Source organism: Crenobacter intestini, from assembly GCF_004919095.1.
Classification (GTDB): domain Bacteria; phylum Pseudomonadota; class Gammaproteobacteria; order Burkholderiales; family Chromobacteriaceae; genus Craterilacuibacter; species Craterilacuibacter intestini.
The window spans coordinates 1-26,777 of the sequence record NZ_STGJ01000012.1 but is presented as its reverse complement, the minus strand read 5'-3'; the positions used below and the strand labels follow the sequence as shown (position 1 = coordinate 26,777).

Genomic DNA, 26,777 nt, shown 5'->3' with positions numbered 1-26,777 from the left:
CCGCGGAGGGCGGGCTGAACCGCCTGCCGCGGCCACGGCCGCCCGCGCTTCCCCGTCGCCACACGCCATCCTCGGGGAGGAAACGATGTCCAGCCACCACACCACGGCCCTGCCGTGCGCGTAAGGCGCGCCTACCTGCCGCTGGCCCTGCTCGCGGCGCTGTCCGTCCTCTCCTTCGCCGTCGCGCTCGCCGCAGGCTCGGTTGGCCTGTCTGCGGGCGAACTCGCCGGCGGCGTCGCCGGCTACCTCACCGGTGGCGAGACCTCGCTCGCGTCGACTCTGGTCGCGCTGCGCGTCGAGCGCGCCGCCGCCGCCTGGCTCACCGGCGCCCTGCTCGCCAGCGCCGGCGTGATGATGCAGGCGCTGCTGCGCAACCCGCTGGCCGACCCCTACGTGCTGGGGCTGTCCGGCGGCGCGTCGGTCGGTGCGCTGGGCGCGCTGATGGCCGGGCTTGCCGGCGCGCTGGTCGACTTCGCCGCCTTTGCCGGCGCGCTCGCCGTCACCGCCCTCCTCTTCGCGCTCGCCCGCGACGGCGTCGCCCGCGGCGCGCGCGCGACGCTGCTCTTGCTCACCGGTGTGATCATCGGCGCCGGCTGCGGCGCGCTGGTCACGCTGATGCTCGCGCTGGCCCCTGACGAGAACCTGCGCGGCATGGTGTTCTGGCTGATCGGCGACCTCTCCGGCAGCGGCCCGGGCGCGCTGCCCGCGCTCGCGCTCGCCGCCGCGCTGCTGTTCTGCCTCGCCCGCGCCCGCTCGATCAACCTGATGGCGCTGTATGGCGACAACGCGCTGACCCTGGGCGTCGATGTCGCCCGGCTGCGCGCCGGCCTGTTCGCGCTCTCCGCGCTGCTGACCGCCAGCGCGGTGTCGATGGCGGGCAGCATCGGCTTTGTCGGCCTGATCGTGCCGCACGCGTGCCGGCTCGCGCTCGGGCCCGACCACCGCGTGCTGCTGCCGTCGGCCGCGCTCGCCGGCGGCGCCCTGCTGGTGCTGGCCGACACCGTCGCGCGCACCGCGTTCGCCCCCCTGCAACTGCCGGTCGGCGTGATCACCGCGCTGATCGGCGTGCCGGCCTTCCTGTGGCAGCTGCGCCGCAGCCAGGAGGGCGCGCTGTGATCCGTTGTGAAGGGCTGACCCTGAAAGCCGGCACGCGCACGCTGATCGACGCGCTTGCCTGGCAGGCCAACGCCGGCGAGAGCTGGGTGGTGATCGGGCGCAACGGCGCCGGCAAGAGCACCTTGCTCAAGACGCTGGCCATGCTCACCCCGCCGGAGGCCGGCCAGGTGCTGCTCGGTGGCACGCCGCTTGAGCGTTTGCGCGCGCGCGAACGCGCGCGCCGCATCGCCTACCTGCCGCAGGCCCAGCACGACGCGTTCGGCTACCGCGTGCTCGACGTGGTGCTCGCCGCGCGCCACCCGCACGACGCCGGCTACTGGGAGAGCGGCGCCGAGATCGGGCGCGCCCACGCGGCGCTCGCCGAGCTCGACCTCTCCGGCTTCGCCGGGCGCGACGTACGCACCCTCTCCGGCGGCGAGCGCCAGCGCGTGGCGCTCGCCGCGCTGCTCGCGCAGGACGCGCCCTTGTGGCTGCTCGACGAGCCGAGCGCCGCGCTTGACCTCGCGCACCAGATGGCGCTCGCCCATCTGACCTGCCGCGCGCGCGCCGAAGGCCGTACCCTGATCACCGTCAGCCACGACCTCAACCTCGCGCTGCAGGACGCGACCCACGCGCTGTTGCTGATGGGCGACGGGCGCTGGCACGCCGGCGAGGTGGCGACGCTCAGCGCCGAACTGCTCGGCGACTGCCTGGGCTACCCGCTGGAGGCGCTGCGCCACCGCGGCCGCACCCTGTACCTGCCATGCGGGGCCGGGCCATGCTAGGCGGACTGGGCGCACCGCTGACCGCCGTCCTGCTGTTCGCCGGCCTCCTGCTCGACGCGCTGCTGGGCGAGCCGCGCCGCCTGCACCCGCTGGTCGGCTTCGGCCGCCTCGCCACGCGCGTGGAAAACCTGCTCAACCGCGGCCGCTGGCGCCGCCTTGCAGGCGCCCTGGCGTGGACGCTCGCCGTGCTGCCGCCGGTGTGCCTCGTGCTGTGGCTGCAACGGCTGCTGCCGGCGTGGGCAGGTTGGCTGCTCGACGCGACGCTAATGTGGTTCTCGCTCGGCCTATTCAGCCTGCGCGCGCATACCGCGCCGATCGCCGACGCACTGCTGGCGGGCAGGCTTTCCGACGCGCGCGCGCTGACCGCGCGCATCGTCAGCCGCGACACCGACACCTCGGACGAAGCGGCACTGGCCAAGGCCGCGTGCGAATCGCAGCTGGAGAACGGCAGCGACGCGGTGATCGGCGCGCTGTTCTGGTTCGCGGTGGCCGGCGGCGCCGGCGCCCTGCTGTTCCGCCTCGCCAACACCCTCGACGCGATGTGGGGCTACCGCAACGCACGGTTTGGCCGCTTCGGCAGCTTCGCCGCGCGTGCCGACGACGTGCTGGGCTACCTGCCGGCCAGGCTCACCGCGCTCGCGTACGCCTTGTTGGGCGACACCCGCCGCGCACTCGCCTGCTGGCGCAAGCAGGCGCCGGCGTGGCCCAGCCCCAACGCCGGAGCGGTGATGAGCAGTGGCGCCGGCGCGCTGGGCGTGGCGCTGGGCGGCACCGCCCGCTACGACGGCGTCGACGAGATGCGCCCCTCCCTGGGCGAGGGCCGCGCGCCCAAGGCCGCCGACATCGGCCGCGCGTGGCGCCTGGTCGCGCGCAGCGCGCTGTTGTGGTGCACGCTGTTCGCGCTGTCGGCACTCCTCACAGGATGAACATGGAACACATGCCCCTGCTGCCGCACGGCGGCAACCTCGCCGACGCCCGCCGCCGCTACGGCGACCTCGACTGGATCGACCTCTCCGCCGGCCTGTCGCCCTACGCCTACCCGGTGCCGCCGCTCGCCGGCGACGCCTGGCAGCGGCTGCCCGAAGCCGACCCGCTGCTCACCGCCGCCGCGTCCCGCTACTACGGCGCGCCGGCGCTGCTGCCGGTTGCCGGCACGCAGGCGGCGATCCGTGCGCTGCCCCGCCTGTTCGCGCCCTGCCGCGTGCTGGTCGCCTCGCCGACCTACGGCGAACACGCGCACGGCTGGCAGCTCGCCGGCCACCGCGTCGAGACGGTCAGCTTCGCCGGCTTCGAAGGCGCGCTTGGCCGTGCCGACATCGCCATAATCTGCAACCCGAACAATCCGACCGGCGAGCGCACCCGCCGCGAAGCGCTGCTCGCGTGGGCGGACGCCCTCGCCGCGCGCGGCGGGGTGCTGGTGGTCGACGAAGCGTTCGCCGACGTCGACCCCGCGCAGTCGGTTGCCGACTGCAGCGCGCGGCCGGGCCTCATCGTGCTGCGCTCGGTCGGCAAATTCTTCGGCCTCGCCGGGCTGCGGCTGGGGTTCGTCGCGGCGTCTCCCGCGCTGCTCGCCCGCCTCGCCGCCGAGATCGGCCCGTGGACGGTCAGCGGCCCGGCGCAGGCGATCGGCCGCGCGGCGCTTGCCGACACCGGCTGGCAACAGGCGATGCGCGCGCGGCTGACCGCCGACGGCGAGCGCTTGCACGCGCTGCTCGCCCGCCACGGCTGCGCAACGAACGGCAGCGCCCTGTTTGCCTGGTGGCCGCAGGCGGACCCCGCCTGCCTGCACGCGCACTTCGCGCGCCACGGCCTGTGGCTGCGCCTGTTCGACAACGCCGCGCGCGGGCTGCGCTGCGGCCTGCCGCCGGATGAGACCGCCTGGCAGCGCCTGACACACGCACTGGCAAGCTACGAGGCCACGCCATGAAACGCATCTGCTGCCTGTCCGCCCTGTTCGCCTGCGTCCCCGCCTTCGCCACCGTCAGCGCGACCGACGACGCCGGCCACACCGTCACGCTCGCCGCACCTGCCAAGCGAATCGTCAGCCTGGCCCCGCACGTGACCGAACTCTTGTTCGCCGCCGGCGCCGGCGAGCGGGTGATCGGCGCGGTCGAGTACAGCGACTACCCGCCTGCGGCAAGAAAGGTCCCGCGCGTCGGCGACAACCGCCAGCTCGACCTCGAACGCATCGCCGCGCTCAAGCCCGACCTGATCGTGGTCTGGCGGCATGGCAACGCCGGCAAGCAGCTCGCCCGCCTCCAGACGCTGAACATCCCGCTCTACTACAGCGACCCGCAGACGCTCGCCGCCGTGCCCGGCGCCGTCGAGCGGCTCGGCGTGCTCGCCGGTAGCGGGCCACAGGCGCGTGCCGCCGCACAGGGTTACCGCCAGCGGCTGGATGCGCTCACGCGCCGCTACCAGGGGCGCGGCAAGCTCTCGGTGTTCTACCAGGTGTGGGACAAACCGCTGTATACCCTCAACGCGCACACCATCGCCAGCGACGCGATCCGCCTGTGCGGCGGCGTCAACGTGTTCGGCGCGCTGCCGGTGACCGCGCCGGTGGTGTCGGAAGAGGCGGTGCTCGCCGCGCGCCCCGAGGCGATCGTCTCCGGCGCGAGCCGGCCCCAGGACGACGCGTTCGCGCGCTGGCGGCGCTACCCGTCGCTGCCGGCGGTACGCGCGGGCAACCTGCTGGCCATCGACGCCGACCTGCTCAGCCGCGCCGGCCCGCGCGCCATCGCCGGCGCCGAACAACTGTGCGCCGCGCTCGACGCGGCGCGGGCGCGGCGCCGATGAAGGGCCTGCCGTTTCCCGCGCTGATGGTGCAAGGCTGCACCTCGGACGCCGGCAAGAGCACGGTAGTCGCCGCGCTGTGCCGCCTCCTCGCGCGCGACGGCGTCGCTGTCGCGCCGTTCAAGCCGCAGAACATGGGGCTCAACAGCGCGGTCACCGTCGACGGCGGCGAGATCGGCCGCGCGCAGGCGCTGCAGGCGATCGCCGCCGGCATAGACCCGGTCTGCGACCTCAACCCGGTGCTGCTCAAGCCGCAGGCGAACGGCATGCAGGTGATCGTCGGCGGGCAGGTGGTGTCCGGCATGGACGCGCACGGCTTCCACGCCTACAAGCCGCAGGCGCTCGCAGCCGCGTGCGCGGCGTTCGCGCGCTTGCAAAGCCGCTACCGGACGGTGCTGGTCGAGGGCGCCGGCAGCCCGGCCGAGGTGAACCTGCGCGCGGGCGACCTCGCCAATATGGGCTTTGCCGAGGCGGTCGACTGCCCGGTGGTGCTGGTCGTCGACATCGACAAGGGCGGCGCCTTCGCCCATCTGGTCGGCACCCTCGCCTGCCTGTCCGCAACCGAACGTGCGCGGGTGGTCGGCTTCGTGATCAACCGCTTCCGCGGACTGCCCGAGCTGCTCGCCGACGGCGTCGACTGGCTCGAGCGCGAGACCGGCAAGCCGGTGCTCGCGGTGCTGCCACACCTGGACGGCCTGGTACTCGACGCCGAGGACGCGATCGACGCGCGGCAAAGCCGCGGCGCGTTCCGCGTGGTGGTGCCGGCGCTGCCCTGCCTGAGCAACCACACCGACTTCGACGCGCTGCGCGCGCACCCCGGCGTCGACCTGACCTACGCCCGTATAGGCCAGCCCTTGCCGCCGGCCGACCTGATCGTGCTGGCCGGCAGCAAGGACACCCGCGCCGGCCTCGCCGCGCTGAAGGCGAACGGCTGGGACGCCGACATCCGCCGCCACCTGCGTTACGGCGGCAAGCTGATCGGCGTGTGCGGCGGCTTCCAGATGCTCGGGCAGAACGTCGCCGACCCGGACGGCGTCGAGGGCCCGGCGGGGACGGACGCGGGGCTGGCGCTGCTGGAAATCGACACCCGGCTGGGAGGCAGCAAGCGCCTGGCGCGGGTGGCGGGGCACTGCGCCTTCGCCGACGCACGCGTCGAAGGCTACGAGATGCACATGGGGGTGAGTCGCGGCCCCGCGCTCGCGCAGCCCGCGTTTTTGCTGGACGACGGACCGGAAGGCGCGATCGGCGCGGACGGCCAGATCCTGGGCAGCTACGTGCACGGGCTGTTCGACCACCCCGCGGCGCAGGCGGCACTGCTTGGCTGGGCGGGGATGGCAGACGCGCAGGCGGTCAACCTCAGCGCCCTGCGCGAGGCGAGCCTCGAGCGGCTCGCCGACGCCTGCCTGCCGCTTTACCGCGCGCTACAGGCGCTGGAGAAGGACTGATTACAGGCTGCGCTCGAAGTGGCCGACCAGCACGCGCAGCGCGTCGGCGTCTTCAGCGAGCGCGTCCACCGCGTCGTCGGTACGGCGCAGGCTGTGCGCGTTCTGCTCGCTCGCCGCGCTGATCGCCTCCATTCTGCGCGCGACGTCCTCCGACGCCTGGCTTTGCTGGGACAGCATGGTCGCGACGTCGCCGGCGGCGGCGGTGACCGCGTCGGCCGACACCAGGATGTCGGCGAACACGCCGTGGCTCTCGCGGATCAGCGTGCCGCCCTCGTCGACGCCGGCGGCCGCCTGCTGGGTCGACACCAGCGCGTCGCCGGTACGCCCGACGATGGTGGCAATCGTGCTGCCTATCTTCTGCGTGCTCTCGCTGGTGCGCTCGGCAAGCTTCCTCACCTCGTCGGCGACCACCGCGAAGCCGCGGCCGGACTCGCCGGCGCGCGCCGCCTCGATCGCCGCGTTCAGTGCCAGCAGGTTGGTCTGGTCCGCGATGTCGCGGATCGCCTGCGTGATCTCGCCGACCGCGGCGACGTCGCTGCCCAGCGCGTCCATCAGTTCGCGCGTCGCCTGCATGCGCGGCGCCAGCGCCTCGGTCACCGCCAGCGTCGAATTCATCGAGCGCTGGCCCGTCTCGACCAGCGTCCGGGTCTGCCCAGCTTGGCCGGCGCTGCGGGCGGTCGCGTCGTGGATCTCGCGCACCGACGCCGACAACTCTTCGAGCGCCGCGGCGACCGCCGAGAGGCCGTCCGCCTGATCGCGCTCGCGCGCACTGACTTCGCCGACGCCGTTACGCGCCTGCTGGGCCTGCCGGCGGATCCGCTCGGCGCCGGAGACCACGTCGGCGATGATGGCCCGCAGGCCCACCTGCATCGACTTCATCTCGATCAGCGCGCCGGAAAACTCGCGCGGCGCGCGCGCATCGATCTCGAAACGGAAATTCCCCTCGCCCAGTTGCTGCAGGGCGTGGCGCAAGTCGCGCAGCGGCCGGGTCAGCCCTGCCCAGAACCAGCCGGCCAGCGCGGCGGCGAGCACCAGCGCGGCCGGTCCGGCCAGCCACACGGGCACGCCCAGCAATTCGACCAGGCTGGCCAGCGATACCGGCAGCACCGCTAGCAGGCCGACACGCACGGCCAGCGCGGTTTGCGTGCGGTAGCGGGTTGGAGGCAGGGTCGCCTCGCGCCGGCGTACCGCCACGTACAGCGCTTCGGCCGCGCGCACCTCCTCCGCCTTAGGCAGGCTGCGCACCGAGCGGTAGCCGACCTTCTGCCCGGCCTCGTAGACCGGCGTCACGTACGCCTCGACCCAGTAGTAGTCGCCGTTCTTGCAGCGGTTCTTGACGAGGCCGCGCCACGGCAGGTCCGCCTGCAAGGTCCGCCACATGTCGGCAAACGCCTCGGGCGGCATGTCCGGGTGGCGCACCAGGTTGTGCGGCTGGCCGATCAGCTCTTCGCGGGTGAAGCCGCTGATCTCGACGAAGGCCGGGTTGACGTAGACGATGCGACCCTTGAGGTCGGTGCGGGAGACGATGGGAAGCTTGGGGTCGAGCCTATGCTCGACGCCGGTGACGGGTTGGTTGACGCGCATGCCAAGACTCGCAGGAAGTTAAATCAGACAAGGCCAAAAATCTTATACAAAATATGATATTTGGCTTTATTTATTGATTCAACCGCGCCATTCGCATGGTTTTACTTGCAAAACGGTCCTGCCTGCCGCCTCAGCGGCAGGGCTGCACGCCCCAGCCGGCGCGGCCGCGGCGGCAGGAAAAGTCTTCGCGCAGCGTGTCGATCCGCCAGCGCCCGTCGGCCGTGCGGTTGACGTCGAAGCGCCAGCGGTTGCCGTGCACGCTGTCGTCCAGCAGGCCCTCGCGCACCACGGTAATGCGCGCGTGCTCGAACGCTTCGGGCCGGCTGTGCTGCTCGATCTTCAGCGTCGCATACTCGAAGCGGCCGTCGGCGCCCAGACGGTGGCCGAGGAAGTCGACCACCACCTGCACCGGCAACTGGTCGGCCTGGCCGGTAAACGGCAGCCTCGCCTCGTCGCTGTACGCGGCAGCCGGCGCGGCCAGCATGCAGCCGAGCAAGGCACCGATCCACTTGCGCATGCCTGTTCTCCCGTTCATCGCAACAGCGTCCACAACATCTGGGTCGCCATCACCGCCATCAGCATGGCGAACGCCTTTTTCAGCTTCGCCACCGGCAAGCGGTGCGCGGCGCTCGCGCCGATCGGCGCGAGCAGCACCGTCATCACCATCAGTACCAGCATCGCCGGCAGGTAGACGTAACCGGCCGAACCCCACGGCAGGCCCTGCTCGCCCCAGCCGGTGTAGAGATAGCCCAGCGCGCCGGACAGCGCGATCGGCCAGCCCAGCGCGGCGCTGGTGCCGATCGCGGTGTGCACCGGCACGTTGCACCAGTTCATGAATGGCACGCTCATCGAGCCGCCACCGATGCCGACCCAGCTCGAGACCATGCCGATCAGGCTGCCGGCGCCGGCCTTGCCGGCGGTGCCCGGCATCTCGCGGCTGCCCTTGGGTTTGGCGCCGAAGTACATCTGCGCGCCGATGATGTAAGCGTAGAGCACGAAGAACCAGCGCAGGCCGGCGCCGGGAATCCAGCCGGCGATCAGGCTGCCGCCAAGCGTGCCCGCGACCATCGCCGGCGCCATGCCCCGCACGATGGTCCAGTCGACCGCGCCCTTGGCGTTGTGCGCGCGCACGCTGGTGAAGCTGGTGAACACCATCACCGCCAGCGAGGTACCGACCGCCAGATGCTGGACATGCCCCTCGCCCAGATGGGCGGCGGACAGCACGCCGACCACCACCGGCACGATCACCAGCCCGCCACCGACGCCGAGCAGCCCGGCGAGGAAACCCGCGGCGGCGCCGCACACTAGCAATACCAGAATCAACGACAGGGATAGCATCAGCCGAAATGCTCCATGATGAGTGCCCATTGTTCGGGCGTGACAGGGGTGATGGACAGGCGGTTGCCGCGGCGCAGCACCTGCATGTCCTCAAGGCCGGGCACCGCGCGCAGCAGCGCGGGTGACACCAGCGCCAGCTTGCGCACGAAGCGCACGTCGACGCACTGCCAGCGCGGCGCGTCCGGCGTCGAGGCCGCGTCGAACCACGGGCTGGCCGGGTCGAACTGGCTGCTGTCCGCGTGCGCGGCCGACACCACCTCGGCGACGCCGGCGATGCCGGGCGCCGGGCACGACGAGTGCCAGAACAGTACCCGGTCGCCGACCTGCATCGCGTCGCGCATCATGTTGCGCGCCTGGTAGTTGCGCACGCCGGTCCACTCGAACGCGCGCTCCGGTTCCCTCGCCAGGTCGTCGATCGACGTGTCGTCCGGTTCCGACTTCATCAGCCAGTAAGCCACTTACACTCCTTCTGCAACGCACAATGCCGGCATCAAGCCGGCATTGTGTGGGGGGTTGGCATCCCGGCGCAAGCCGGGTTGGCCCTCAGTCGAACACGCCGCTGAGCACGTCGGCGACCAGCATGCTGCCGATCGCGACCAGCACCAGGTCGCGCCCGGCGACCTGCCACTCGTAGCCCGGGTACTTGGGCAACTCGCCCAGCAGCGGCGCCGGCACGGCCTTCCTAGCGATGCCCGGCGGCAGCGGCTTGCCGCGCGCCAGGTTCTTGCGGATGCCCGGCGGCAGCGCGGCGTAACCGCCCAGATCCAGATGCCGCTCGCCGATGATCGCGCGCACGGCAGCGGCGGTGATGCCGGCACGCACCAGGTCGCGCGCGGCGTCGGCGCTGTCGTAGCCGGAATCCGGCCGGCCTGGCTGGCCGTGCTTTTGCGGCTTGCCGTGGCCCTGGTGTTTGTCGGGCTTGCCCTTGCCCTCGGGCGGCGCCGCCAGCGCGGGCGCGCTGCCGAGCGCAAGCGCTAGGGTGGCGCTCAGGGCGTGTCGGAACAGGAATTTCATCGTGGGAGTCCTCCCGGGCAAGATCGTGATCACGCGCAGCTTAAACGCTCAGCACCAGCGCCGCCAGCCGCCCGGCCCCAGCCGGTACAGGCCGGATTCGGTGAGCAGGGCGTCGAGGCGGACGTCCCACGGCTCGCGCGGCACCCGCGCGACGCGCTGGCAGTCGTAACAGACGCCGACCAGCCACGGCCCGCCCGCACGCCGGCTGCGGTAGCCAAGCGTCGCGTCGTAGAAACCGCCGCCCTGCCCCATCCGGTAACCGTCATCGTCGACGCCTAACAGCGGGACAAACAGCACGTCGAGCCGCTCGGCGCGCGCGAGCGGCCCGTCGTACTCGACGATGCGGTAGCGCGGGTGGATCCGCCAGCGGTCGGCGCCGCCGACCCGCGCGAACCACAGCCGGCGCCCGCGCGCGGGGATGCGCGGCAGGAACAGCCGTGCGCCGCGGAACAGCGCCGCGCTCATCAGGGGTTCGAGGTCGATTTCGGAGCCGGCGGCGAGGTAGCCGCCGATGCGACGGCCGCGGCCGGTCAGCCTGGCACCGTGGCGCGTGAGCGCAGTGGCGGCGGCCAGCCGTTCGGCGCGCGGCTTGGCCATGCGCGCCCGGCGCAGCTGCCTGCGCAGCGCCTGCTTGTCGACGGCGGTCGATTGGTTCATCGAAGGGGAAGCAAGGCGGGGAAGGGAGCCCCCCGCGAGTGGCGATCCGGCGAAATTCGCTTGAACCCTTGGACAAAGGGGGTCATCGGCCTTGCACCTTGGGCGCTTCCGACAAGCGGAGCGACACGCCGGTGCACGTTAACGCCAACAACCAAAGCGAACACATTGGTTCAAGGAAATTATGTGCCTTCTCGCACACCGCAGGGGGATTAACCGGTGCAGTGCCCGCCGGCGTCGGCCGGCTGGGTCTGGCCTAGCGCCGCGTCTGCGGCCTCGACCATTGCCTGTATTCTACGTTGAAACTCGGCCATCTCCAAGTTTTCGCCGACTTTTGTCTTAAGCAGATCGTGCGCGATATTCAGCGCGGCCATGATGGCGATCTTGTCGGTGTCCATGATGCGGCCCGAACCCTGGATCTGCTCGATCTTGTCGCCGAGCAGGCGCACCGCCTGGCGCAGCGTATCCTGCTCCTGCAGCGGGGTCGCGATGGTGAACTGGCGCCCCAGCAGGTTGACGTCGACCTGGACGAGGTTGCTCATGCTGTCTCCTCCGCTTCGCCCGGCAGCCGGCCGATCAGGTCGGCGACCCGGCTGCGGGTCTCCTCGACCAGGAACTTGAGCTCGGCGTTTTCCTTGAGCACTTCGGCCAGCACGGCCGCCATCCGCTCGTTCTGCTCGTCAAGTTCGCGTACCCGCGCGATCAACGCGCCGACGCGGCCTTCCAGTTGTTCGAATTCGGTATCCATGGCGGCGAGCATAGCCAAGCGCCGACCCAGCGTCAAACCGCCGCGCGGCGCGCTGTGGCACGCGCCGCACCCCGGTTTCAGCCGGTCTTGAGCGGGAGCGGCAAGCCGCAGGCGACCAGCGTCACCCGCTTGCACACGGCGGCCGCGTCCTGGCCGAGCCGGCCCAGTTCGTCGACGAAGCGGCGGGTCGCCGCGTCGGCGCCGACCACGCCCCAGCCGACCTCATTCGACACCAGCACGATTTCGCCGGGCAAGCGGGCCAACGCGTCCAGCAACGCCGCGCGTTCGCTCGCCCACGCCGTCTCGTCGAAGCCGGCCTCGCCGTAAAAACGCATCAGCCACATGCCCAGACAGTCGACCAACAGCAGGGTGTCGGCGGCGGCGTGCCGCGCGAGCACCGCCGCCAGGCGCCGGTCCGCCTCGGCCAGCGCCCAGTGCACCGGCCGGCGCGCGCGGTGGTGTGCGACGCGCGACGCGAACTCGGCGTCCCCCGTCAGCTCGGCGGTCGCGACGTAGACGACGCGGCCGCCGTGCGCGAGCGCCAGCGCCTCGGCGAAACGGCTCTTGCCGGAGCGGGCTCCGCCGCTGACGAGATGGGCAGCCATTACTTGGGCTGGTAGCGCACGCCGACGAACCAGGTGCGGCCGGCGGTGTTGTAGCCGTAGGCGGTCTCGTAGTCGCGGTCGGCGACGTTCTCGACACGCGCCGTCGCCGTCCACTCGGCGTCCAGCTTCAGGTCGGCGTACAGGTTGACCGTCGCGTAGCCCGGCAGGATCTTGCGCTTGCCATCCGGATCCTTGTCAAGACGCTCGCCGGACGCCTGCACGCTGCCACCCAGCGTCCAGTCGCCGACCATCCGGCTGACGTTGGCGCTGGCGAAACGCTGCGCACGGCGGACGAGTCGCTGGCCGGTTTCGCTATTACGCGCGTCGAGCCAGGTCGCGGAGGCCGAAAGGTCGAAGCCGGCCAGTTGGGTACCGGCTTCCAGCGTGTAACCCGCCAGGCGGGCCTCGCTGACATTCGATGGGAGCGACCATCCTGGTCTGGCCGGATTGGGCGCCCATTCGATCAAATCTTCAACCTGGTTGCGGAACCAGGTCAGACTTGCCATGTTTACCCCCCTATTCCACTCCAACGCCGCTTCAGTATTGCGCGAAGTCTCCGGCCGAATATCCGGGTTTTCCGAACCGGGATAGAAACGCTGATTGAAAGTTGGCGCCTTGAAAGCCGTACCGTAGGCCGCCCGAGCCAACCAGCCCTCGGCAAAACGCAAGCCATACCCAAACTGCCCGGTGGTTTTATTGCCGTAAAGCGAGTCATCATCGTTGCGCACGCTGGCCTGCAACAGGCTCTGGCCAAACTCGCCCTGATAGCCAGCAAAGACCGACTTCACCGTTTTGTCGGTTTCTGCATAATCCTTGCTGCTGTCGATCTTCTGCTGACGGTGATCAACCCCGAGCTGCACATTGCCGAGGCTGGTAGCGAAGTCGTTCTGCCAGGTCCACTCGTTTTGCGTGGTCTGGTAGAGCGAAGGATAAGCGCCCGATGTGTCCTGTTTGTCCTGCGCGTGCGAGAAACGCAGCGTACTGGTCCAGTTGTCGGTCAGCTGGTTGCGCGACTCAATGCTCTGCCCGGCCAGGCGCGTCTTGGTTTCATCTTGCCGCGTGGGATCCGAATCGAACTCATTATTAGCGAAAGTCTGGAACGCGCGCGCCGTCAGCGCCTGCCCCGGCGCCAGCGTGTGACTCAGGTAGGCACTGTAACCGGTTTCGCGATAGGCATCACGATCCGGATTGTGTTTGCCCCACTTGCTATCCGCGCCCGCGTTCTGGGCCGAGAAGCCATTCGTCGACTGGTGGCTGAGGTTGAGACCAAAAGCCGTATCACCGACCTTGCCGTTGATACCTGCTCCCGTCTCGACCGTACCGTACTCACCAAATCCAAGGCTCGCGTGGAACTTCGGCGCGCCGCTACCCTTGCGGGTGAACACCTGGATCACCCCGCCAATCGCGTCTGCGCCGTACAGGCTGGAAGCGGGTCCACGCAGGATCTCCACCCGATCGATCAGTTCCAGCGGGATATGCTGCAGCGCCGTCGTCCCCAGCGTACCGGACACGATGCGCACACCGTCGACCAGGATCACCGTGTGGTCTGAATTAGCGCCGCGGATGAATACCGATGCGTTGGAACCCAAACCGCCGGTCGAAGCTACTTCGATGCCCGGCTGGCGCGCCAGCAGTTCGGTCAGCTGGGTGGCGCCGGTCTCCTCGATCTCCTCGCGGGTGATCACGGTCACGTCGGAGAGCACCTTGGACACCGGGGTCGGCGTGCGCGTGGCGGTGACCACGACTTCTTCGGCCTGCAGCGGGACGGTGGCCGCGAACGCGGCGGGGGTGATAGCCAGCGCGATCAGCGCGGCCAGCGGCTTTCTGGCAAACATTTGAGACACTCCTCGGAAACGATAGGGGAGTGCAGGAAGATTAGCGCGCAACGCGCAGCACAGCGGACAGGCCGTGTCGTGATCGCCTCCCCGCGATACTCCAGTACACATGCGCAGGGCGGTCTCCGGGCTTGGCCATGCCAGCGATGCGCCTTCCCGTCTGTCGACAGTGGCGTGTGCACCGCCTGCGCGCGAAATGAACGCGCGAGGCCTTACCGTTGCGGGGGCAGCGCCGGACTTGAACCGGCTTCCCGTTACCTGCGGCGCGCATTATATGCGAATTTTTTATTGCGACGCATCAATATATTGAGGCGTGCCGGCAAAGGGCTTATTCTCGCCGGATGCCAGAAACCAAGCTCCCCACCCCGGATGCCGCCGCGTACGCCGCGGCGCGCGCACACCAGAACCAGTTGACCAAACCCACCGGCAGCCTCGGCATGCTCGAGGACGTCGCCTGCCGCTTCGCCGGCTGGCAAGGCCGGGCCGTGCCGCGGCCGCCCAAGGCGGCGATCACCGTGTTCGCCGCCGACCACGGCGTCACCGCCGAAGGCGTGTCGGCTTACCCCTCGGCGGTCACTGCCGAGATGGTGAAAAACTTCGCCGCTGGCGGCGCCGCCATCTGCGTGCTCGCGCGCCAGCACGGCGCACGCCTCGAGGTGGTCGACGTCGGCGTCGCCTCGCCGCTGCCTGCACTGTCCGGCGTCGTCAGCGCCCGCGTCGCGCCCGGCACGCGCAACCTCGCGCGCACGGCGGCGATGACGGAGGCGGAAGTCGACGCTGCGCTGGAGGCCGGCCGCGCCGCCGCCCGCCGCGCGGTGGACGCCGGCGCCGGCGTGCTGGTGGCCGGCGAGATGGGCATCGGCAACACCACGCCGTCGGCGGCGCTGATCTGCCACTTCTGCGCGCTCCCGCCCGAGGCGGTAGTCGGCCGCGGCACCGGCGTCGACGACGCCGCGCTCCTACTGAAAACCCGCGTCGTCACTCAGGCGCTCGCGCGGCTGCCCGCCGGCGCCGACGCGCGCGCCGTGCTGGCCGAGGTTGGCGGGCTGGAGATCGCCGCGATGGCAGGCTTTTATCTGGAAGGCGCACGACTGGGCATGCCGTCGGTCGTCGACGGCTTCATCGCCGCCGCCGCCGCGCTGGCCGCGTGCGCGATGGCACCCGGGCTGGAACACTGGCTGTTGGCCAGCCACCGCTCGCAGGAAACCGGCCACCAGGCCGCGCTCGCGCGGCTGGGCCTCGCGCCGATGGTCGACCTAGGCCTGCGCCTGGGCGAAGGCTCCGGCGCCGCGCTGGTGCTGCCGCTAATAGCCTCCGCACTGCAACTGCACGCCGGGATGGCGACCTTCGCGTCGGCCGGCGTCACGGACAAGGCATGAACCCGTACACGCTGACCCTGCTGCGCCACGGCGAGATCGACCACCTGGGCCGTCTGGTCGGGCGTACCGACCTTGCGCTGACCGATACCGGCCACGCTCAGATGCGCGCGGCGTGGGACGCGATCCGCGCGGTGGCGCCGGTCACCGCGCTGGCGGCGTCGCCGCTCGCGCGTTGCCGCGCGTTCGCGGTCGAGGCCGCGCTGGAAGCCGCCTTGCCGCTGAAGCTCGACGCGGGCTTCGCCGAGATGGACTTCGGCGGCTGGGACGGCGAACCACTGGCGCGCCTTGAAGCGGCCGAGCCCGGCTGGGGCGGCCGCGTCGAGCGCGGCGAACTCGTCCCGCCCGGCGGCGAAAGCTTCGAGGTGTTCCGCACCCGCGTGCTCACCGCGCTCGCGCAGTGGACGCGCGACGCCACCGGCAGCCACCGCGTGCTCATCGCGCACGGCGGGGTGATCACCGTGCTGCTCGCCGAGCTGCTGTCGCTGCCCTTTTCCGCGGCGCGGCTGATCGCCGTGCCGCGCGGCGGCTTCGCGCAGCTGTCCATCCTCGACGGCCACCCGGCCTACCTGACCCGCCTCACTGCCCCATGCGTACGCTGATCCTCGCCGTCCAGTTCCTGACCCGGCTGCCGACGCCGCAACTGAAGACCTTCGACCCCGCCTGGCTGGCCGACGCCGCGCGCTGGTTCGCCGTGGTCGGCCTGCTGGTGGGCGCCTGCGTCGCCGCGCCGCTCGCGCTTCTGGCACCGCTCGACCCTTGGCTTGCCGCGCTCGCCGCCTGGCTTGCCTGGGCCTGGGTCACCGGCGGCCTGCACCTGGACGGGCTGGCCGACCTCGCCGACGCGCAGGGCGCGGCGCACCGCTCGCGCGAACGCTTCCTCGAGGTGTTGAAGGACCCGCATGTCGGCAGCTTCGGCGTGATCGTGCTCATCGGGCAGATGGCGGCCAAGCTGGTGCTGCTGATGCTCGCCGCGCGCCATGCGCTGTGGCCGGCGCTCGTCCTGATCCCGGCGTGGGCGCGGCTGTCCGCCGTCGCCTGGTCATCCACCCTGCCGGCGCTCTCGGCCGGCAGCGGCGAGCGCTTCGCGTGGCGCAGCCACTGGCCGTCGTTCTGGCTGTCGGCCGCGCTGCTGGCCGTGCTGTCGGCGCTCACCGCGCCGGCGCTACTGGTAGCGCCGGCGGTGGGCCTCTTCTGGTGGGCTTACCTGAAACGCAAGCTGGGCGGGATGACCGGCGACTGTCTGGGCGCCGGCATCGAGGTAAGCGAGACGCTGCTGCTTACCGCCTGCGTCGTCTTCGCGCTCGCCTGAATCAGGCGAGACCGGCCTTCTTGCGGCTGGCGAGCACGCACAACAGGTCGCACGCGATATGCGCGGCGGCCAGCGCGGTGATCTCGCTGTTGTCGAACGGCGGTGACACCTCGACCACGTCCATGCCGACCAGGTTGACGTCGGTCATGCCGCGCACGATGTGCAGCGCCTGCGCGCTGGTCAGCCCGCCCGGGACCGGGGTGCCGGTGCCCGGCGCGAATGCCGGGTCCAGGCAGTCGATATCGAAGGTCAGGTAGGTCGGGTGGTCGCCGACGATGGCCTTGATGCGTTCGAGCGTAGCCTGCGCGCCGATCTCGTGCACGGTCGGCGCGTCGATGCGCGGGATCCCCATGAAGTCGTCGTTCCAGGTGCGCAGGCCGACCTGCACCGAACGCGCCGGGTCGATCAGCCCCTCGTTCACCGCCTTGTAGAACATCGTGCCGTGGTTGAGGCTGTCGCGGTTGTCGTCCGGCCAGGTGTCGCAGTGCGCGTCGAAGTGGATCAGGCTCAAGGGCTTGCCATACTTCTCGGCGTGCGCGATCAGGAGCGGCCAGGTGATGAAGTGGTCGCCGCCCAGGGTCAGCATCTTGGCACCGGAAGCGAGGATGGTGCGCGCGTGCTCGGTGATGGTGTCGCGGATGGTCAGCGGGTTGTGCGCGTCGAACCAGCAGTCGCCGTAATCGGTCACCGCCAGCTCCTCGAACGGGTCGAAGCCCCACGGGAAGGGTTTCAACTCGGCCAGTTGCACGCTGGCGGCGCGCACTGCGGCGGGCCCGAGGCGGGCGCCGGGGCGGAAGGTGGTCGACAGGTCAAGCGGCACGCCGGAAATCACCACGTCGGCGCCGGCGAGCTCGCGCGTGTAGTTGCGGCGCATGAACGACAGCACGCCGGCGTAGGTGTTCTCGATCGAGGAGCCGTACAGGGAGGTGCGGCGGATCGCGCCGTCACCGGACAGGGTTTGCGTCATGGATGAATCCCCATGTGGATCACGCCGGGCCGCGCCCGGCTACCGTCCATCTTGCACAGCCGACGGTTTGAGGCTGGCGCGCCCCAGCGGCGCGCAGTGCTGCAGTGTGCCGTGAACCGGAAATGCCGCCAAGTTATTTTAAGCATCAGGCAAATTGCCAAGGCATCGCAAAACCCCGGCTGCACGGCAAACGGCGCGCACCGGACATATAGTGGGGCATGCCTACCCTCCTCCCTCCCCGCATCCCGGGCGTCTCGCCGTGGCTGCCGTGGCTTGCCGCGGTCAGCCTGTTCATGGAGACGCTGGACGCGACCATCCTCAACACCGCCCTGCCGTCGATGGCGGCGAGTCTGGGCGAGAGCCCGCTCTCCATGCAGTCGGTGCTGGTCGCCTACGTGCTGACGCTGGCGGTGCTGGTGCCGCTCTCCGGCTGGGTCGCCGACCGCTTCGGCACCCGCCGCACCTTCCTCGCCGCCATCGTGCTGTTCACGCTGGGTTCCATCCTGTGCGCGATGAGCCAGTCGCTCGCGCAGATGATCGCCTGCCGCATCGTGCAGGGGATAGGCGGCGCGCTGATGCTGCCGACCGGCCGGCTGGCCGTACTCAAGAGCTACCCCGACCGCGACAGCCGGATGGAGGCGCTGAACTTCGTCGCGTTGCCCGGTCTGATCGGCCCCATCCTCGGCCCCTCGGTCGGCGGCCTGATCGTCACCTACGCGAGCTGGCACTGGGTGTTCCTCGTCAACGTGCCGGTCGGCGTGCTCGGCTTCGTGCTCGCGCTGCGCCACATGCCACAGATCTCAGACCCGACCGCCCGCATCGACGTGAAGGGCTTCCTGCTGGTCGCTGGCGGCGTGCTGCTGATCTCGTACGCGCTGGAAATGTTCGGCGAACACAAGCTTGGCGCCGGCGCCACGGCTGCGCTGGTGGTGGCCGGGGTCGCCGCGTTCGCGCTGTACGTGCGGCACGCGCGCCGCGCGGCGTCACCCTTGTTCCCGCTGGCGATCTTCGGCAACCGGACCTTCAGCGTCGGCATCCTCGGCAATCTGGTCGCGCGGCTCGGGTCGGGCGGCATCCCGCTGTTGCTGCCGCTGTTCCTGCAGCTGGCCTACCTCTACTCGCCTGCGCACGCCGGCCTGATCCTGATGGCGATCGCCGCCGCCGCACTGGCGGCCAAGCCGGCGGTGGTGCCGCTGATCCGCCGTTTCGGCAGCCGCTCCGTGCTGCTTGCCAGCAGCACGCTGGTCGGCGCCGCCATCCTCGCGCTGGCGTTCACCGGCCCTGGCACCTCCAACGCCTATTTCGTCGGCGTGCTGCTCGTGTTCGGCCTCGCCGTCTCGCTGCAGTTCTCGACGCTGAATTCCAGCGCGCTGGCGGGCCTGCCGCCCGAACACGCGAGCGCCGGCAACATGCTGCTGTCGACCGCGATGCAACTGGCGCTAAGCATCGGACTCACCTTCGCGATGCTGGTGCTCTCGCTGTTCATGGGCCGCAGCTTCCACCCGGATGGCGCCGAGACCTTCGCCGCCTACCACGCCACCTTCGTCACGCTGGCCTGCGTAAGCTGGGCGGGCAGCCTGGTCTTCTTGCTGCTGGGCAAAAGAAAACGGCCGGCGTGAAACACGCCGGCCGCTGTCAGCCACGCCCGCTTAGCTACCGATCACGCCGCCGTCGAGCTTGCGGATGACGACCGTCGCCGAGCGCGGGCGACCGCCGGCGTCGCCGTCCGGCCAGCTAGAGATCGCCTTGGGCTTGGCCGGGTCGGAGCGCTCGTTCTCCGGCTCGCCCGGGTGCTGGATGTTGATGAACATGGTGCGACTGTCCGGCGTGAACGAGATGCCGGTGATTTCGCAACCGTTGGGGCCGGTCAGGAAGCGGCGGAATTCGCCGGTCTGCGGCACCACCGCCAGCATCTGGTTGTTGCCCATGCCCGCGTATTCCTTCATGTTGACCGTCGAGGTCGACACGTCGGTCTGCACCCACAGCACGCCCTGCGCGTCGAAGGCGAGGCCGTCCGGGCTGCCGAAGGCGTCGCCCTTGAGCGCGCCCTTGTGCGCGTCAGACTTGGCATCGGGCCGGCCGGCCAGCGCGAAGAGGTCCCACTTGAACGCCGTCGCCGCCGCGTTGCCGCCCGCCTCGTGCCAGCGGATGATATGGCCGAACTTGTTGTCGGCGCGCGGATTGGCCGCGTCGACGCCGGGCTTGCCCTCACCACCGCGCTCCGAGTTGTTGGTCAGCGTGCAGTAGACCTCGCCGGGCACCTTGGGGTTGACCGCGATCCACTCCGGGCGGTCCATCTTGGTCGCGCCGACCACGTCGGCGGCCAGACGCGCCTTGATCACCACCTCGCCCTGGTCGGCGAAGCCGCGCGAAGCGTCGACACCGTTCTGCCCGTGCACCAGCGGCAGCCACTGGCCGGAACCGTCGGCGTCGAAACGCGCGACGTACAGCGTGCCCTCGTCCAGCAGGCGGCTGTTGGCCTTGGCGTTGCCGGCCTGGAAGCGGCCCTTCGACACGAACTTGTAGATGTACTCGAAGCGCTGGTCGTCGCCCATGTACACCACCGCGCGGCCGTCCGGCGCGAGCGTGACCGTCGCGCCCTCGTGCTTGAAGCGGCCCAGCGCGGTGCGCTTGACGGGCTTGGACTTCGGGTCGTACGGGTCGATCTCGACCACCCAGCCGAAGCGGTTCGCCTCGTTTGGGTTGATCTGCAAGTCGAAGCGGAAGTCTTCCCACGCCCACTTGTAGCCGGCGTCCTTGTTCTTGATGCCGTAGCGCTTCTCGTTGTCCGACAGCGTGCCCGACTCGTTGACGAAATAGCCGTCGAAGTTTTCTTCGCAGGTAAGGTAGGTGCCCCACGGCGTCTTGCCGTTGGCACAGTTGTTCAGGGTGCCGAGGATCTCGACGCCCAGCGAGTCGGCCTCGGTCTTCATCAGCGCGTGGCCGCGCGCCGGGCCGCCGATGCCGATCGGAGTGTTGGCGGTGATGCGCCGCGCGTATTTCGACGGGCGCACCACGCGCCAGCCGCGGCCCTTGCCGGCGTCCTCGACCTCGATCACCGACACGCCGACCGCCGCCTGCGCCTTCAGCACCTTCTCGCCGTTCCAGGTCTTCATCCCGTCGCTGTGCAGCAGGCCGTCGTCAGTGTATTCGTGGTTGATCGCGAGCAGGCCGTGCTTGGACGCGCGCGCGCCTTGCGGCAGCGGGAAGAATGCCATGCCGTCGTGGTGCATGCCGGCCTGCGCGGCCTGCTCGGCGGCGCTGTTCGACGCGTCGGCCCGGAAGGCCGGGCTGTTGCCCTTCAGGCCGACCGCATCGCCCCACGCGTACAGCACCTCGGCGCTGTAGCCTTCCGGCACGACGACGCGGTCTGCGCTCGAGAAGGGGATGGCGGTGAAACCGAGCTTGGCCGGACGGGCCGCCGACGGCGCCTGTGCGGCTTCGGCCAGCGTGGGGATCAGGCTCAGGCTGGCGCCGGCGATGCCGGCGGCTGCGCTGCTGCGCATCAGGTCGCGGCGGCTCAGCCTGGCGGCGAGGATGTCGGACAGCGCGGGCGCCGCGCTGGGGTTGGTCGTGTCGTCCACGCCGTGATGCTTGATCTTGTAGCTGTCGCTCATGGTTCCGCCTGCTCTTGTGTGTCGGAGTAACACGACAAGACTAAGACGAAACCATGACAATCACATCACAGTCGCATGAAGGAAAAATGACAGTCAGCGGCAGGGCACGCCCTGCAGGGCGACGCCGGGCAGCAGGCGCTGCTGTGCCAAGCGCAGCTTGTCGGCCTGCCATGATTCGAGGCGGACAAAATCGAGGCGGACCCGCTGGATCGCCTTGCCGCGCACGTCGACGCCGGCGTTCGGATAACCGGCCGCCTTCAGGCGGGCGACCAGCACCTCGGCCGCCGACGCCTTGCCGAACAGGCCAAGCGACAGGTAGCCCTGGCGAGGGCCGGCGGTGCGCACGATATAGCTGTCGAAGCCCTTGCCCTTCAGCTCGGCGATCAGCGTCTGCGTCTCGGCCTGCGTCGCGAGCGGCGGGTAGTAAACCCAGCGCTTGCCGTCGGCCGCCGGCGCCTCTTCGCGCTGTTCGGCCATCTGGCTCGTCTTCAGGCGCAGCGGCGCGAGTTCGCGTTTGACGCGCGAGAGCTGCGCGTCGTCGAGCGCGCCCCAGCGGTAGCAGGCGAGCGCAGCGGGCTTGGCTGCTGGCACCTGGGCGGCCGCCTTGGCGGGCGCTGCCGCCTTGGCCACAAGCGTTTGCGCGGCCGGTGCCGAAGCCGGCTGTACGGCCAGCGGCGCGCTGGCCTCGACCAGGGTCGCGGTCGGGTCGGCCACCGGCGCGCTGGCCGGCAACCCTGCCGGCAACAGCTTCACCTGCTGCGGGCTGACTTCGCGCGCGGAGAAATCGGCGACGGGCGGCTTGGATAGCGCGATCCAGCCGCCTGCCGCCAGGTTGAGCACCAGCACTGCCGCAAAGAACCACTTCATGACGCGTCCGCCACCCTGAGTAAACCGAGAAGGACCAGATTATCCACGATACGTACCGGCGCGGCGACATGCGGCGCCAAGGCCGCCGCGCCGCCGCCGGTGAGCACCACCTCGGGCGAGGGGCGGCCGCTCGCCTGCGCGAGGCGCGCGCGCAGGCGTTCGATGGCCCCTGCCTGCGCGTCGATGATGCCGCTGGCGATCGCGTCGGACGTGCCCTGCGGAAACAGCCGGTGTTCGCCCTGCTCGCGGTCGAGACGGGCGGTGCCGCGCGCGAGGCTCTGCTGCATCAGGTGGTGGCCGGGCAGGATCAGCCCACCCAGATAGTCGCCACCGGCGGTCAGCGCCTCGACGGTCAGCGCGGTGCCCGCGCACGCGACCACCACGTCGCCGGCCACCAGCGCCCGCGCGGCGAGCACGGCCAGCCAGCGGTCGGCGCCCTGCTCGCCCACCTCGCGGTAATGGTTGATCACGCCGAACGCCGCGCGCGCGGCGCCGACCCAGGTCAGCGCCACCGGTGACGCCGCGTCGATGCGCGCGCGCAAGTCGGCCGAGGCGACGTTGGACGCCCAGCCGTCGACGAGCGCAAACGGCGCCCACGCGGCGGCCAGCGTATCCGCGTCGGCGTGCGCGATCGCACCTTCGGCGACACAGGCGCCAGCCGAATAGACGGCCCACTTGACGCGGGAATTACCGGCGTCGACCAATAGCCTCATGCCGTGGCCCTCAGGCTGACTTCGCCGACGTGGAACAGGCGCTCGCCCGCCGCGGTGCGCACGCGCAAGGCGCCTGCCGCATCAACACCGAGCGCGACACCGTCGACCGGCTCGCCGTGGCTGAAGCTCAGCCGCACCGGCGCATCGCGGTGCGCGGCGTACGCCGACCACTCGTCGCGCAGCGCGGTAAAGCCGTCGCGCTGGAAAGTCCCCAGCACGTCGCCCAGTTCGGCGAGCAGCGCGCCGAACAGCGCGTTGCGCCCTACCGGTGCGCCGGCGTCGGCGAGCGAGGCGACGGCCTGGTCGACCTCGCCCGGGTCGGCGACGTTCAGGCCGATGCCGATCACCACGGCCGAAGGCCCTTGCGCGTCGCCGGAGAGTTCGATCAGGATGCCGGCGAGCTTGCGCCCGTCGAGCAGCACGTCGTTCGGCCACTTCAGCGTCGCCGGCACCGAAAATTTGCGCAGCGCACGCACGATGGCGACGCCGACCGCCAGCGACAGGCCGGACAGCCCGGCGACGCCGCACTCGAAACGCCACAGCAGGGAAAAGGTCAGCCCCGCGCCCAGCCTGGTCTGCCAGCGCCGGCCCAGCCGGCCGCGCCCCGCGCTCTGCGCCTCGGCGGCGAGCACCAGGCCGGAGGGCGCGCCCTCGGCGGCGCGGCGCATCAGCTGGGTGTTGGTCGAGTCGGTACGCTCGGCCAGCGTCAGTGTCCAGCGTGCACCGTCCTCCGGCAGCGCGGCACGTACCGCCCCCATGTCCAGCCACTCGAAGGGATCGCGCAGGCAGTAGCCGCGGCCACGCACCGGGAAAACGGTCAGCCCGAATTCCTCGCCGATCGCATGCACCGCCTGCCAGACCAGCGTGCGCGACACGCCGAGCGCGCGCGCCATCTCCTCGCCGGAGTGGAAGCGCCCGTCGGACAACAGGCGCAGCACGGCAAACGCGTGATCGCTCACGAGCGGCCTTCGCTTGCGCGGATCTTGCCCAGCGTCGCGGTGGTCGACGTGTCGAACAGGAAGGGGATCGAATGCACCTCGCCGCCGCGCGCGAGGGTCTCGGCGGCGCCGACGATGCGCTCGATGCTCCAGTCGCCGCCCTTGACCAGCACGTCGGGACGCACCGTCTCGATCAGGCCGGCCGGCGTGTCGCTGTCGAACCAGGTGACCAGGCTGACGCTTTCCAGCGCGGCGAGCACCGCCGCGCGGTTGGCCTCGCCGTTGATCGGCCTGTCGTCGCCCTTGCCCTGGCGGCGCACCGAGGCGTCGGTATTGAGGCCGACCACCAGGCTCGCGCCGAGCGCGCGCGCCTGGGCCAGGTAGGTCACATGCCCGCGGTGCAGGATGTCGAAACAGCCGTTGGTGAACACGAGCGGGCGTGGCAGCGCAGCGATGCGCCCGGCCAGCGCCTCGGGCGGGCAGATCTTGTCTTCAAACGACGGTTGCGGGTAGCTCGGCATCGGTTTCCTTCACGCGCGTCGCGAGCACCTTGCGGTAACGGCTCAGTTGCTGCACCGTCTCCAGCGGCTCGTCGAACAGGTTGGACAGGTTGCGAAGGATACCACCCACCACCCGCGCCTCCCAAGGCGCGTCGAAGCGGATCTGCGAGGTCAGCCAGCTCTCCAGCCAGTCCGGGTCGGGCAGGCGGCTCTGCACGGTGTCGTTGGGGAACAGGCCGGCATTCACGTGCAGGTTGGTCGGGTGCAAGGGCTTGCCCGAACGGGCGGACGACGCCATCAGCAGGCCGATCTTGGCGAACGCGAGCCGTGCGGCGTCGCCGTGGCGCGCGATCGCCTGCTTCATGTACTTCAGGTAGCAGCCGCCGTGACGCGCCTCGTCCTGGCTCAGGTGACGGTAGATCGCGCTGATCACCGGCTCGGTATGCCACTCGGACGCACAGCGGTACCACTGGGTCAGCCGCACTTCGCCGCAGAAGTGCAGCATCAGCGTCTCCAGGGGCGGCGCCGGGTCGAACTCGAAGCGCACCGCGTGCAGTTCGGCTTCGCTGGGCACCAGCTCCGGACGGAAGCGGCGCAGGTACTCCATCAGCACCAGCGCGTGCTTCTGCTCCTCGTAGAACCAGACCGACATGAACGCCGAGAAGTCCGAGTCGTCGCGGTTGTCGCGCAAGAACATCTCGGTGGCCGGCAGCGCCGACCACTCGGTGATCGCGTTCATCTTGATCGTCTGCGCCTGCTCGTCGCTCAAGAGCGACGCGTCGAACGCGTCCCAAGGGATGTCGCTCGCCATGTTCCAGCGGGCCTTCTCGAGCTGGGCATAAAGTTCGGGATATAGCATTCGTACGTCCTTGCGTTTCGGATCGGAAAATTGTATTTCCTGCTTTGAGCTAGAGCAAAGACTTTATTGCTCGCTTTCATTGCCGGAAGCGCTCGCAAGCCATGTGGAAAGCCACGCTTGATGCTACCATCGAGCCTCAGCAAATCGACGCACGCCCATGTTTTTTAAAGATCCACGCACTTTTCTGGACGAGCTGCCGCGCTTCGCGCTGGCCGCCGGCGACGTAAGCACGCTCGCCGACACCGCCGCCTTCCGCGAAACCCTGCTCGCCTCGATCGCAGGCGCCACCCGCCGCATCTACATCGCCGCGCTCTACCTGCAGCAGGACGCGGGCGGCGCGCAGGTGCTGGACGCGCTGTACGCGGCGCGCGCCCGCCAGCCGGAGCTCGAGATCGCGGTGCTGGTCGACTGGCACCGCGCGCAGCGCGGCCTGATCGGCAAGGACAAGTCCGAGGGCAACGCGGCGTGGTACCGGGCAGAAGCCGAGCGCCACCCTGGGCTGGAAGTCCCCGTCTGGGGGATCCCGGTGCAGACGCGCGAATTGTTCGGCGTCCTGCACCTGAAGGGTTTCGTCATCGACGACACCGTCCTCTACAGCGGCGCCAGCCTCAACGACGTCTACCTGCACGTCGGCGAGCGCTACCGCTACGACCGCTACCACCTGATCCGCAGCCCCGAGCTCGCCGACAGCCTGGTCGCGTTCATGCAGCACGCGCTGATCGAACACCCCGCCGTCCACCGCCTCGACCGTGCAGCGCCGTCGACCCGCGAGATCCGCGGCGACATCCGCCTGCTGCGCGAGTCGCTGCGCACCGCCGCTTACCGCTGTGCGGGCGCGGTGGCGGACCACGGCCAGTTGGCTGTCACCCCGGTGGTCGGGGTCGGCAAGCGCAACCCGCTCAACCGGCTGATCCAGAAGCTGATGGCCAGCAGCCGCGAGCAGCTGACGCTGTGCACACCCTACTTCAACCTGCCGCGCCCGCTGCTTGGCGAAATCCGCAAGCTGCTCGCGCGCGGGGTGCAGGTCGACATCATCGTCGGCGACAAGACCGCCAACGACTTCTTCATCCCGCCGGACCAGCCGTTCAAGGTGATCGGCGCGCTGCCTTATCTGTACGAAGCCAACCTGCGCCGTTTCGCCAAGGCACAGCAGCACGACATCGAAAGCGGCCGCCTCAACCTCTACCTGTGGAACGACCCAGGCCAGAGCTACCACCTGAAGGGGATCTGGGTCGACCGCACGCGCATGCTGCTCACCGGCAACAACCTGAACCCGCGTGCGTTCAGCCTCGACCTGGAAAACGGCCTGTTGCTGCATGACCCGCAGCAGGTGCTCGCCACACAGCGCGACGCGGAGCTGTCCGCCATCCTCACCCACACCCGCCGCATCGGCCACTACCGCGAGCTGGAAAAGCTGTGCGACTACCCGGAGCCAGCCCGCAAGCTGCTCACCCGCCTGAACCGGGTACGCGCCGACCGGCTGGTCTCGCGGCTGCTCTGAGGCATGGCACACACAAACGCCAAAAGGGCGTGTCCTGACGGACACGCCCTTTTTGTTTATCTGCGCGGGGAATGCGGGAAGGCATACGGCACAGCTGCTACGACGCCGGCGCTGTTAGCCGGGCAACCAAACCCCAGGCATGCGGGGCGATGTGGAAGAATGCGCGCTGCAGATGTATTGGGTGCGCGCACAAAGCAAAACCCCCAGCTCATGGAGCTGGGGGTCTGCGGA

28 protein-coding genes, 1 other RNA gene and 1 riboswitch are annotated in these 26,777 nt (G+C 70.2%); of the genes, 11 read left to right on the top strand and 18 right to left on the bottom strand.

Going from position 1 to position 26,777, the window contains the following annotated elements:
* The first annotated feature begins 114 nt into the window (after window positions 1-114).
* The 6 genes from E5K04_RS11300 to E5K04_RS11275 are packed head-to-tail and all read left to right on the top strand — an operon-like array spanning window position 115 to window position 6,118.
* The gene (locus tag E5K04_RS11300; protein WP_136554117.1) at window positions 115-1,116 is read left to right on the top strand and encodes a FecCD family ABC transporter permease; all 1,002 of its coding nucleotides are present in this window, start codon (window positions 115-117) and stop codon (window positions 1,114-1,116) included.
* Window positions 1,113-1,880 carry an ABC transporter ATP-binding protein gene (locus E5K04_RS11295; RefSeq protein WP_136554115.1) on the top strand — a complete coding sequence of 256 codons (768 nt, stop codon included), beginning with the start codon at window positions 1,113-1,115 and terminating at the stop codon, window positions 1,878-1,880. The genes E5K04_RS11300 and E5K04_RS11295 overlap by 4 nt, the downstream gene beginning before the upstream one ends.
* Window positions 1,874-2,806: an adenosylcobinamide-phosphate synthase CbiB gene (gene cbiB / locus E5K04_RS11290; protein ID WP_136554113.1), complete on the top strand. Its 933-nt coding sequence runs from the start codon at window positions 1,874-1,876 to the stop codon at window positions 2,804-2,806. The genes E5K04_RS11295 and cbiB overlap by 7 nt, the downstream gene beginning before the upstream one ends.
* A 2-nt stretch (window positions 2,807-2,808) precedes the next feature.
* Complete coding sequence (gene cobD / locus E5K04_RS11285; RefSeq protein ID WP_235844350.1) at window positions 2,809-3,807, top strand: threonine-phosphate decarboxylase CobD; 999 nt, start codon at window positions 2,809-2,811, stop codon at window positions 3,805-3,807.
* Window positions 3,804-4,676: a cobalamin-binding protein gene (locus E5K04_RS11280; RefSeq protein ID WP_136554111.1), complete on the top strand. Its 873-nt coding sequence runs from the start codon at window positions 3,804-3,806 to the stop codon at window positions 4,674-4,676. Before cobD ends, E5K04_RS11280 begins: the two co-directional genes overlap by 4 nt.
* Window positions 4,673-6,118: a cobyric acid synthase gene (locus tag E5K04_RS11275; RefSeq protein WP_136554108.1), complete on the top strand. Its 1,446-nt coding sequence runs from the start codon at window positions 4,673-4,675 to the stop codon at window positions 6,116-6,118. The genes E5K04_RS11280 and E5K04_RS11275 overlap by 4 nt, the downstream gene beginning before the upstream one ends.
* On the opposite strand, the gene E5K04_RS11270 is transcribed toward E5K04_RS11275, so the two are convergent.
* From E5K04_RS11270 to E5K04_RS11220, 11 genes are all read right to left on the bottom strand, one after another.
* Window positions 6,119-7,702 (bottom strand): methyl-accepting chemotaxis protein, encoded by a 1,584-nt coding sequence (locus E5K04_RS11270; RefSeq protein WP_136554105.1) that lies wholly within the window; start codon window positions 7,700-7,702, stop codon window positions 6,119-6,121. It lies immediately after the preceding gene.
* 130 nt (window positions 7,703-7,832) lie between these two features.
* Window positions 7,833-8,219, bottom strand: coding sequence for a hypothetical protein (locus E5K04_RS11265; RefSeq protein ID WP_136554102.1), 387 nt, complete (start codon window positions 8,217-8,219; stop codon window positions 7,833-7,835).
* A 14-nt stretch (window positions 8,220-8,233) separates the two neighbouring features.
* Entirely contained in the window at window positions 8,234-9,040 is an 807-nt protein-coding gene (locus E5K04_RS11260) for a sulfite exporter TauE/SafE family protein (RefSeq protein ID WP_136554100.1), read from the bottom strand.
* A complete protein-coding gene (locus E5K04_RS11255) occupies window positions 9,040-9,498 on the bottom strand; it encodes an EVE domain-containing protein (protein ID WP_136554098.1) in 459 nt (152 codons plus the stop codon). The genes E5K04_RS11260 and E5K04_RS11255 overlap by 1 nt, the downstream gene beginning before the upstream one ends.
* Window positions 9,499-9,583: 85 nt before the next feature.
* Window positions 9,584-10,054, bottom strand: a complete 471-nt coding sequence (locus tag E5K04_RS11250; protein ID WP_136554096.1) for an anti-virulence regulator CigR family protein — start codon at window positions 10,052-10,054, stop codon at window positions 9,584-9,586.
* Between the two features lie 48 nt (window positions 10,055-10,102).
* A complete protein-coding gene (locus tag E5K04_RS11245; protein ID WP_136554094.1) occupies window positions 10,103-10,711 on the bottom strand; it encodes a 5-formyltetrahydrofolate cyclo-ligase in 609 nt (202 codons plus the stop codon).
* A gap of 25 nt (window positions 10,712-10,736) precedes the next feature.
* Window positions 10,737-10,921: non-coding RNA, 6S RNA (gene ssrS, locus E5K04_RS11240), on the bottom strand.
* A complete protein-coding gene (locus E5K04_RS11235; protein ID WP_136554092.1) occupies window positions 10,921-11,250 on the bottom strand; it encodes a cell division protein ZapA in 330 nt (109 codons plus the stop codon). The genes ssrS and E5K04_RS11235 overlap by 1 nt, the downstream gene beginning before the upstream one ends.
* Window positions 11,247-11,456: a flagellar protein FliT gene (locus E5K04_RS11230; RefSeq protein ID WP_136554090.1), complete on the bottom strand. Its 210-nt coding sequence runs from the start codon at window positions 11,454-11,456 to the stop codon at window positions 11,247-11,249. Before E5K04_RS11230 ends, E5K04_RS11235 begins: the two co-directional genes overlap by 4 nt.
* A gap of 77 nt (window positions 11,457-11,533) precedes the next feature.
* The gene (gene cobU, locus E5K04_RS11225) at window positions 11,534-12,061 is read right to left on the bottom strand and encodes a bifunctional adenosylcobinamide kinase/adenosylcobinamide-phosphate guanylyltransferase (protein ID WP_136554088.1); all 528 of its coding nucleotides are present in this window, start codon (window positions 12,059-12,061) and stop codon (window positions 11,534-11,536) included.
* Entirely contained in the window at window positions 12,061-13,896 is a 1,836-nt protein-coding gene (locus E5K04_RS11220) for a TonB-dependent receptor domain-containing protein (RefSeq protein WP_168929217.1), read from the bottom strand. Before E5K04_RS11220 ends, cobU begins: the two co-directional genes overlap by 1 nt.
* Window positions 13,897-13,995: 99 nt before the next feature.
* A riboswitch (cobalamin riboswitch) is annotated at window positions 13,996-14,172 on the bottom strand.
* A 65-nt stretch (window positions 14,173-14,237) separates the two neighbouring features.
* On the opposite strand from E5K04_RS11220, the gene cobT reads away from it, so the two are divergent.
* Genes cobT through cobS form a run of 3 tightly spaced genes read left to right on the top strand, consistent with a single transcriptional unit; the run spans window position 14,238 to window position 16,584 of the window.
* The gene (cobT, locus tag E5K04_RS11215; RefSeq protein ID WP_136554085.1) at window positions 14,238-15,275 is read left to right on the top strand and encodes a nicotinate-nucleotide--dimethylbenzimidazole phosphoribosyltransferase; all 1,038 of its coding nucleotides are present in this window, start codon (window positions 14,238-14,240) and stop codon (window positions 15,273-15,275) included.
* Window positions 15,272-15,874, top strand: coding sequence for a histidine phosphatase family protein (locus tag E5K04_RS11210; protein WP_136554083.1), 603 nt, complete (start codon window positions 15,272-15,274; stop codon window positions 15,872-15,874). The genes cobT and E5K04_RS11210 overlap by 4 nt, the downstream gene beginning before the upstream one ends.
* Window positions 15,862-16,584 carry an adenosylcobinamide-GDP ribazoletransferase gene (gene cobS / locus E5K04_RS11205; protein WP_136554081.1) on the top strand — a complete coding sequence of 241 codons (723 nt, stop codon included), beginning with the start codon at window positions 15,862-15,864 and terminating at the stop codon, window positions 16,582-16,584. The genes E5K04_RS11210 and cobS overlap by 13 nt, the downstream gene beginning before the upstream one ends.
* A gap of 1 nt (window position 16,585) precedes the next feature.
* On the opposite strand, the gene speB is transcribed toward cobS, so the two are convergent.
* A complete protein-coding gene (gene speB / locus E5K04_RS11200) occupies window positions 16,586-17,551 on the bottom strand; it encodes an agmatinase (protein WP_136554079.1) in 966 nt (321 codons plus the stop codon).
* Between the two features lie 218 nt (window positions 17,552-17,769).
* On the opposite strand from speB, the gene mdtD reads away from it, so the two are divergent.
* Complete coding sequence (mdtD, locus tag E5K04_RS11195) at window positions 17,770-19,170, top strand: multidrug transporter subunit MdtD (protein ID WP_136554077.1); 1,401 nt, start codon at window positions 17,770-17,772, stop codon at window positions 19,168-19,170.
* A gap of 30 nt (window positions 19,171-19,200) precedes the next feature.
* Here the strand turns inward: mdtD and E5K04_RS11190 are convergent, their stop codons facing one another.
* From E5K04_RS11190 to E5K04_RS11165, 6 genes are all read right to left on the bottom strand, one after another.
* Window positions 19,201-21,168, bottom strand: a complete 1,968-nt coding sequence (locus tag E5K04_RS11190; protein ID WP_136554075.1) for a PhoX family protein — start codon at window positions 21,166-21,168, stop codon at window positions 19,201-19,203.
* 93 nt (window positions 21,169-21,261) lie between these two features.
* Window positions 21,262-22,035, bottom strand: a complete 774-nt coding sequence (locus E5K04_RS11185; protein ID WP_136554072.1) for an SPOR domain-containing protein — start codon at window positions 22,033-22,035, stop codon at window positions 21,262-21,264.
* Window positions 22,032-22,748, bottom strand: a complete 717-nt coding sequence (locus tag E5K04_RS11180; RefSeq protein ID WP_136554070.1) for a type III pantothenate kinase — start codon at window positions 22,746-22,748, stop codon at window positions 22,032-22,034. Before E5K04_RS11180 ends, E5K04_RS11185 begins: the two co-directional genes overlap by 4 nt.
* The gene (locus tag E5K04_RS11175) at window positions 22,745-23,707 is read right to left on the bottom strand and encodes a biotin--[acetyl-CoA-carboxylase] ligase (RefSeq protein WP_136554068.1); all 963 of its coding nucleotides are present in this window, start codon (window positions 23,705-23,707) and stop codon (window positions 22,745-22,747) included. Before E5K04_RS11175 ends, E5K04_RS11180 begins: the two co-directional genes overlap by 4 nt.
* Window positions 23,704-24,207 (bottom strand): D-glycero-beta-D-manno-heptose 1-phosphate adenylyltransferase, encoded by a 504-nt coding sequence (rfaE2, locus tag E5K04_RS11170; RefSeq protein WP_136554065.1) that lies wholly within the window; start codon window positions 24,205-24,207, stop codon window positions 23,704-23,706. Before rfaE2 ends, E5K04_RS11175 begins: the two co-directional genes overlap by 4 nt.
* Window positions 24,179-25,045, bottom strand: coding sequence for a ferritin family protein (locus E5K04_RS11165; protein ID WP_136554063.1), 867 nt, complete (start codon window positions 25,043-25,045; stop codon window positions 24,179-24,181). The genes rfaE2 and E5K04_RS11165 overlap by 29 nt, the downstream gene beginning before the upstream one ends.
* Before the next feature lie 157 nt (window positions 25,046-25,202).
* Here E5K04_RS11165 and pssA point away from each other — a divergent pair, with 157 nt between their 5' ends.
* On the top strand, window positions 25,203-26,546 hold the full coding sequence (gene pssA, locus E5K04_RS11160; protein ID WP_136554061.1) for a CDP-diacylglycerol--serine O-phosphatidyltransferase: 1,344 nt from the start codon (window positions 25,203-25,205) through the stop codon (window positions 26,544-26,546).
* The last annotated feature ends 231 nt before the right edge of the window (window positions 26,547-26,777 follow it).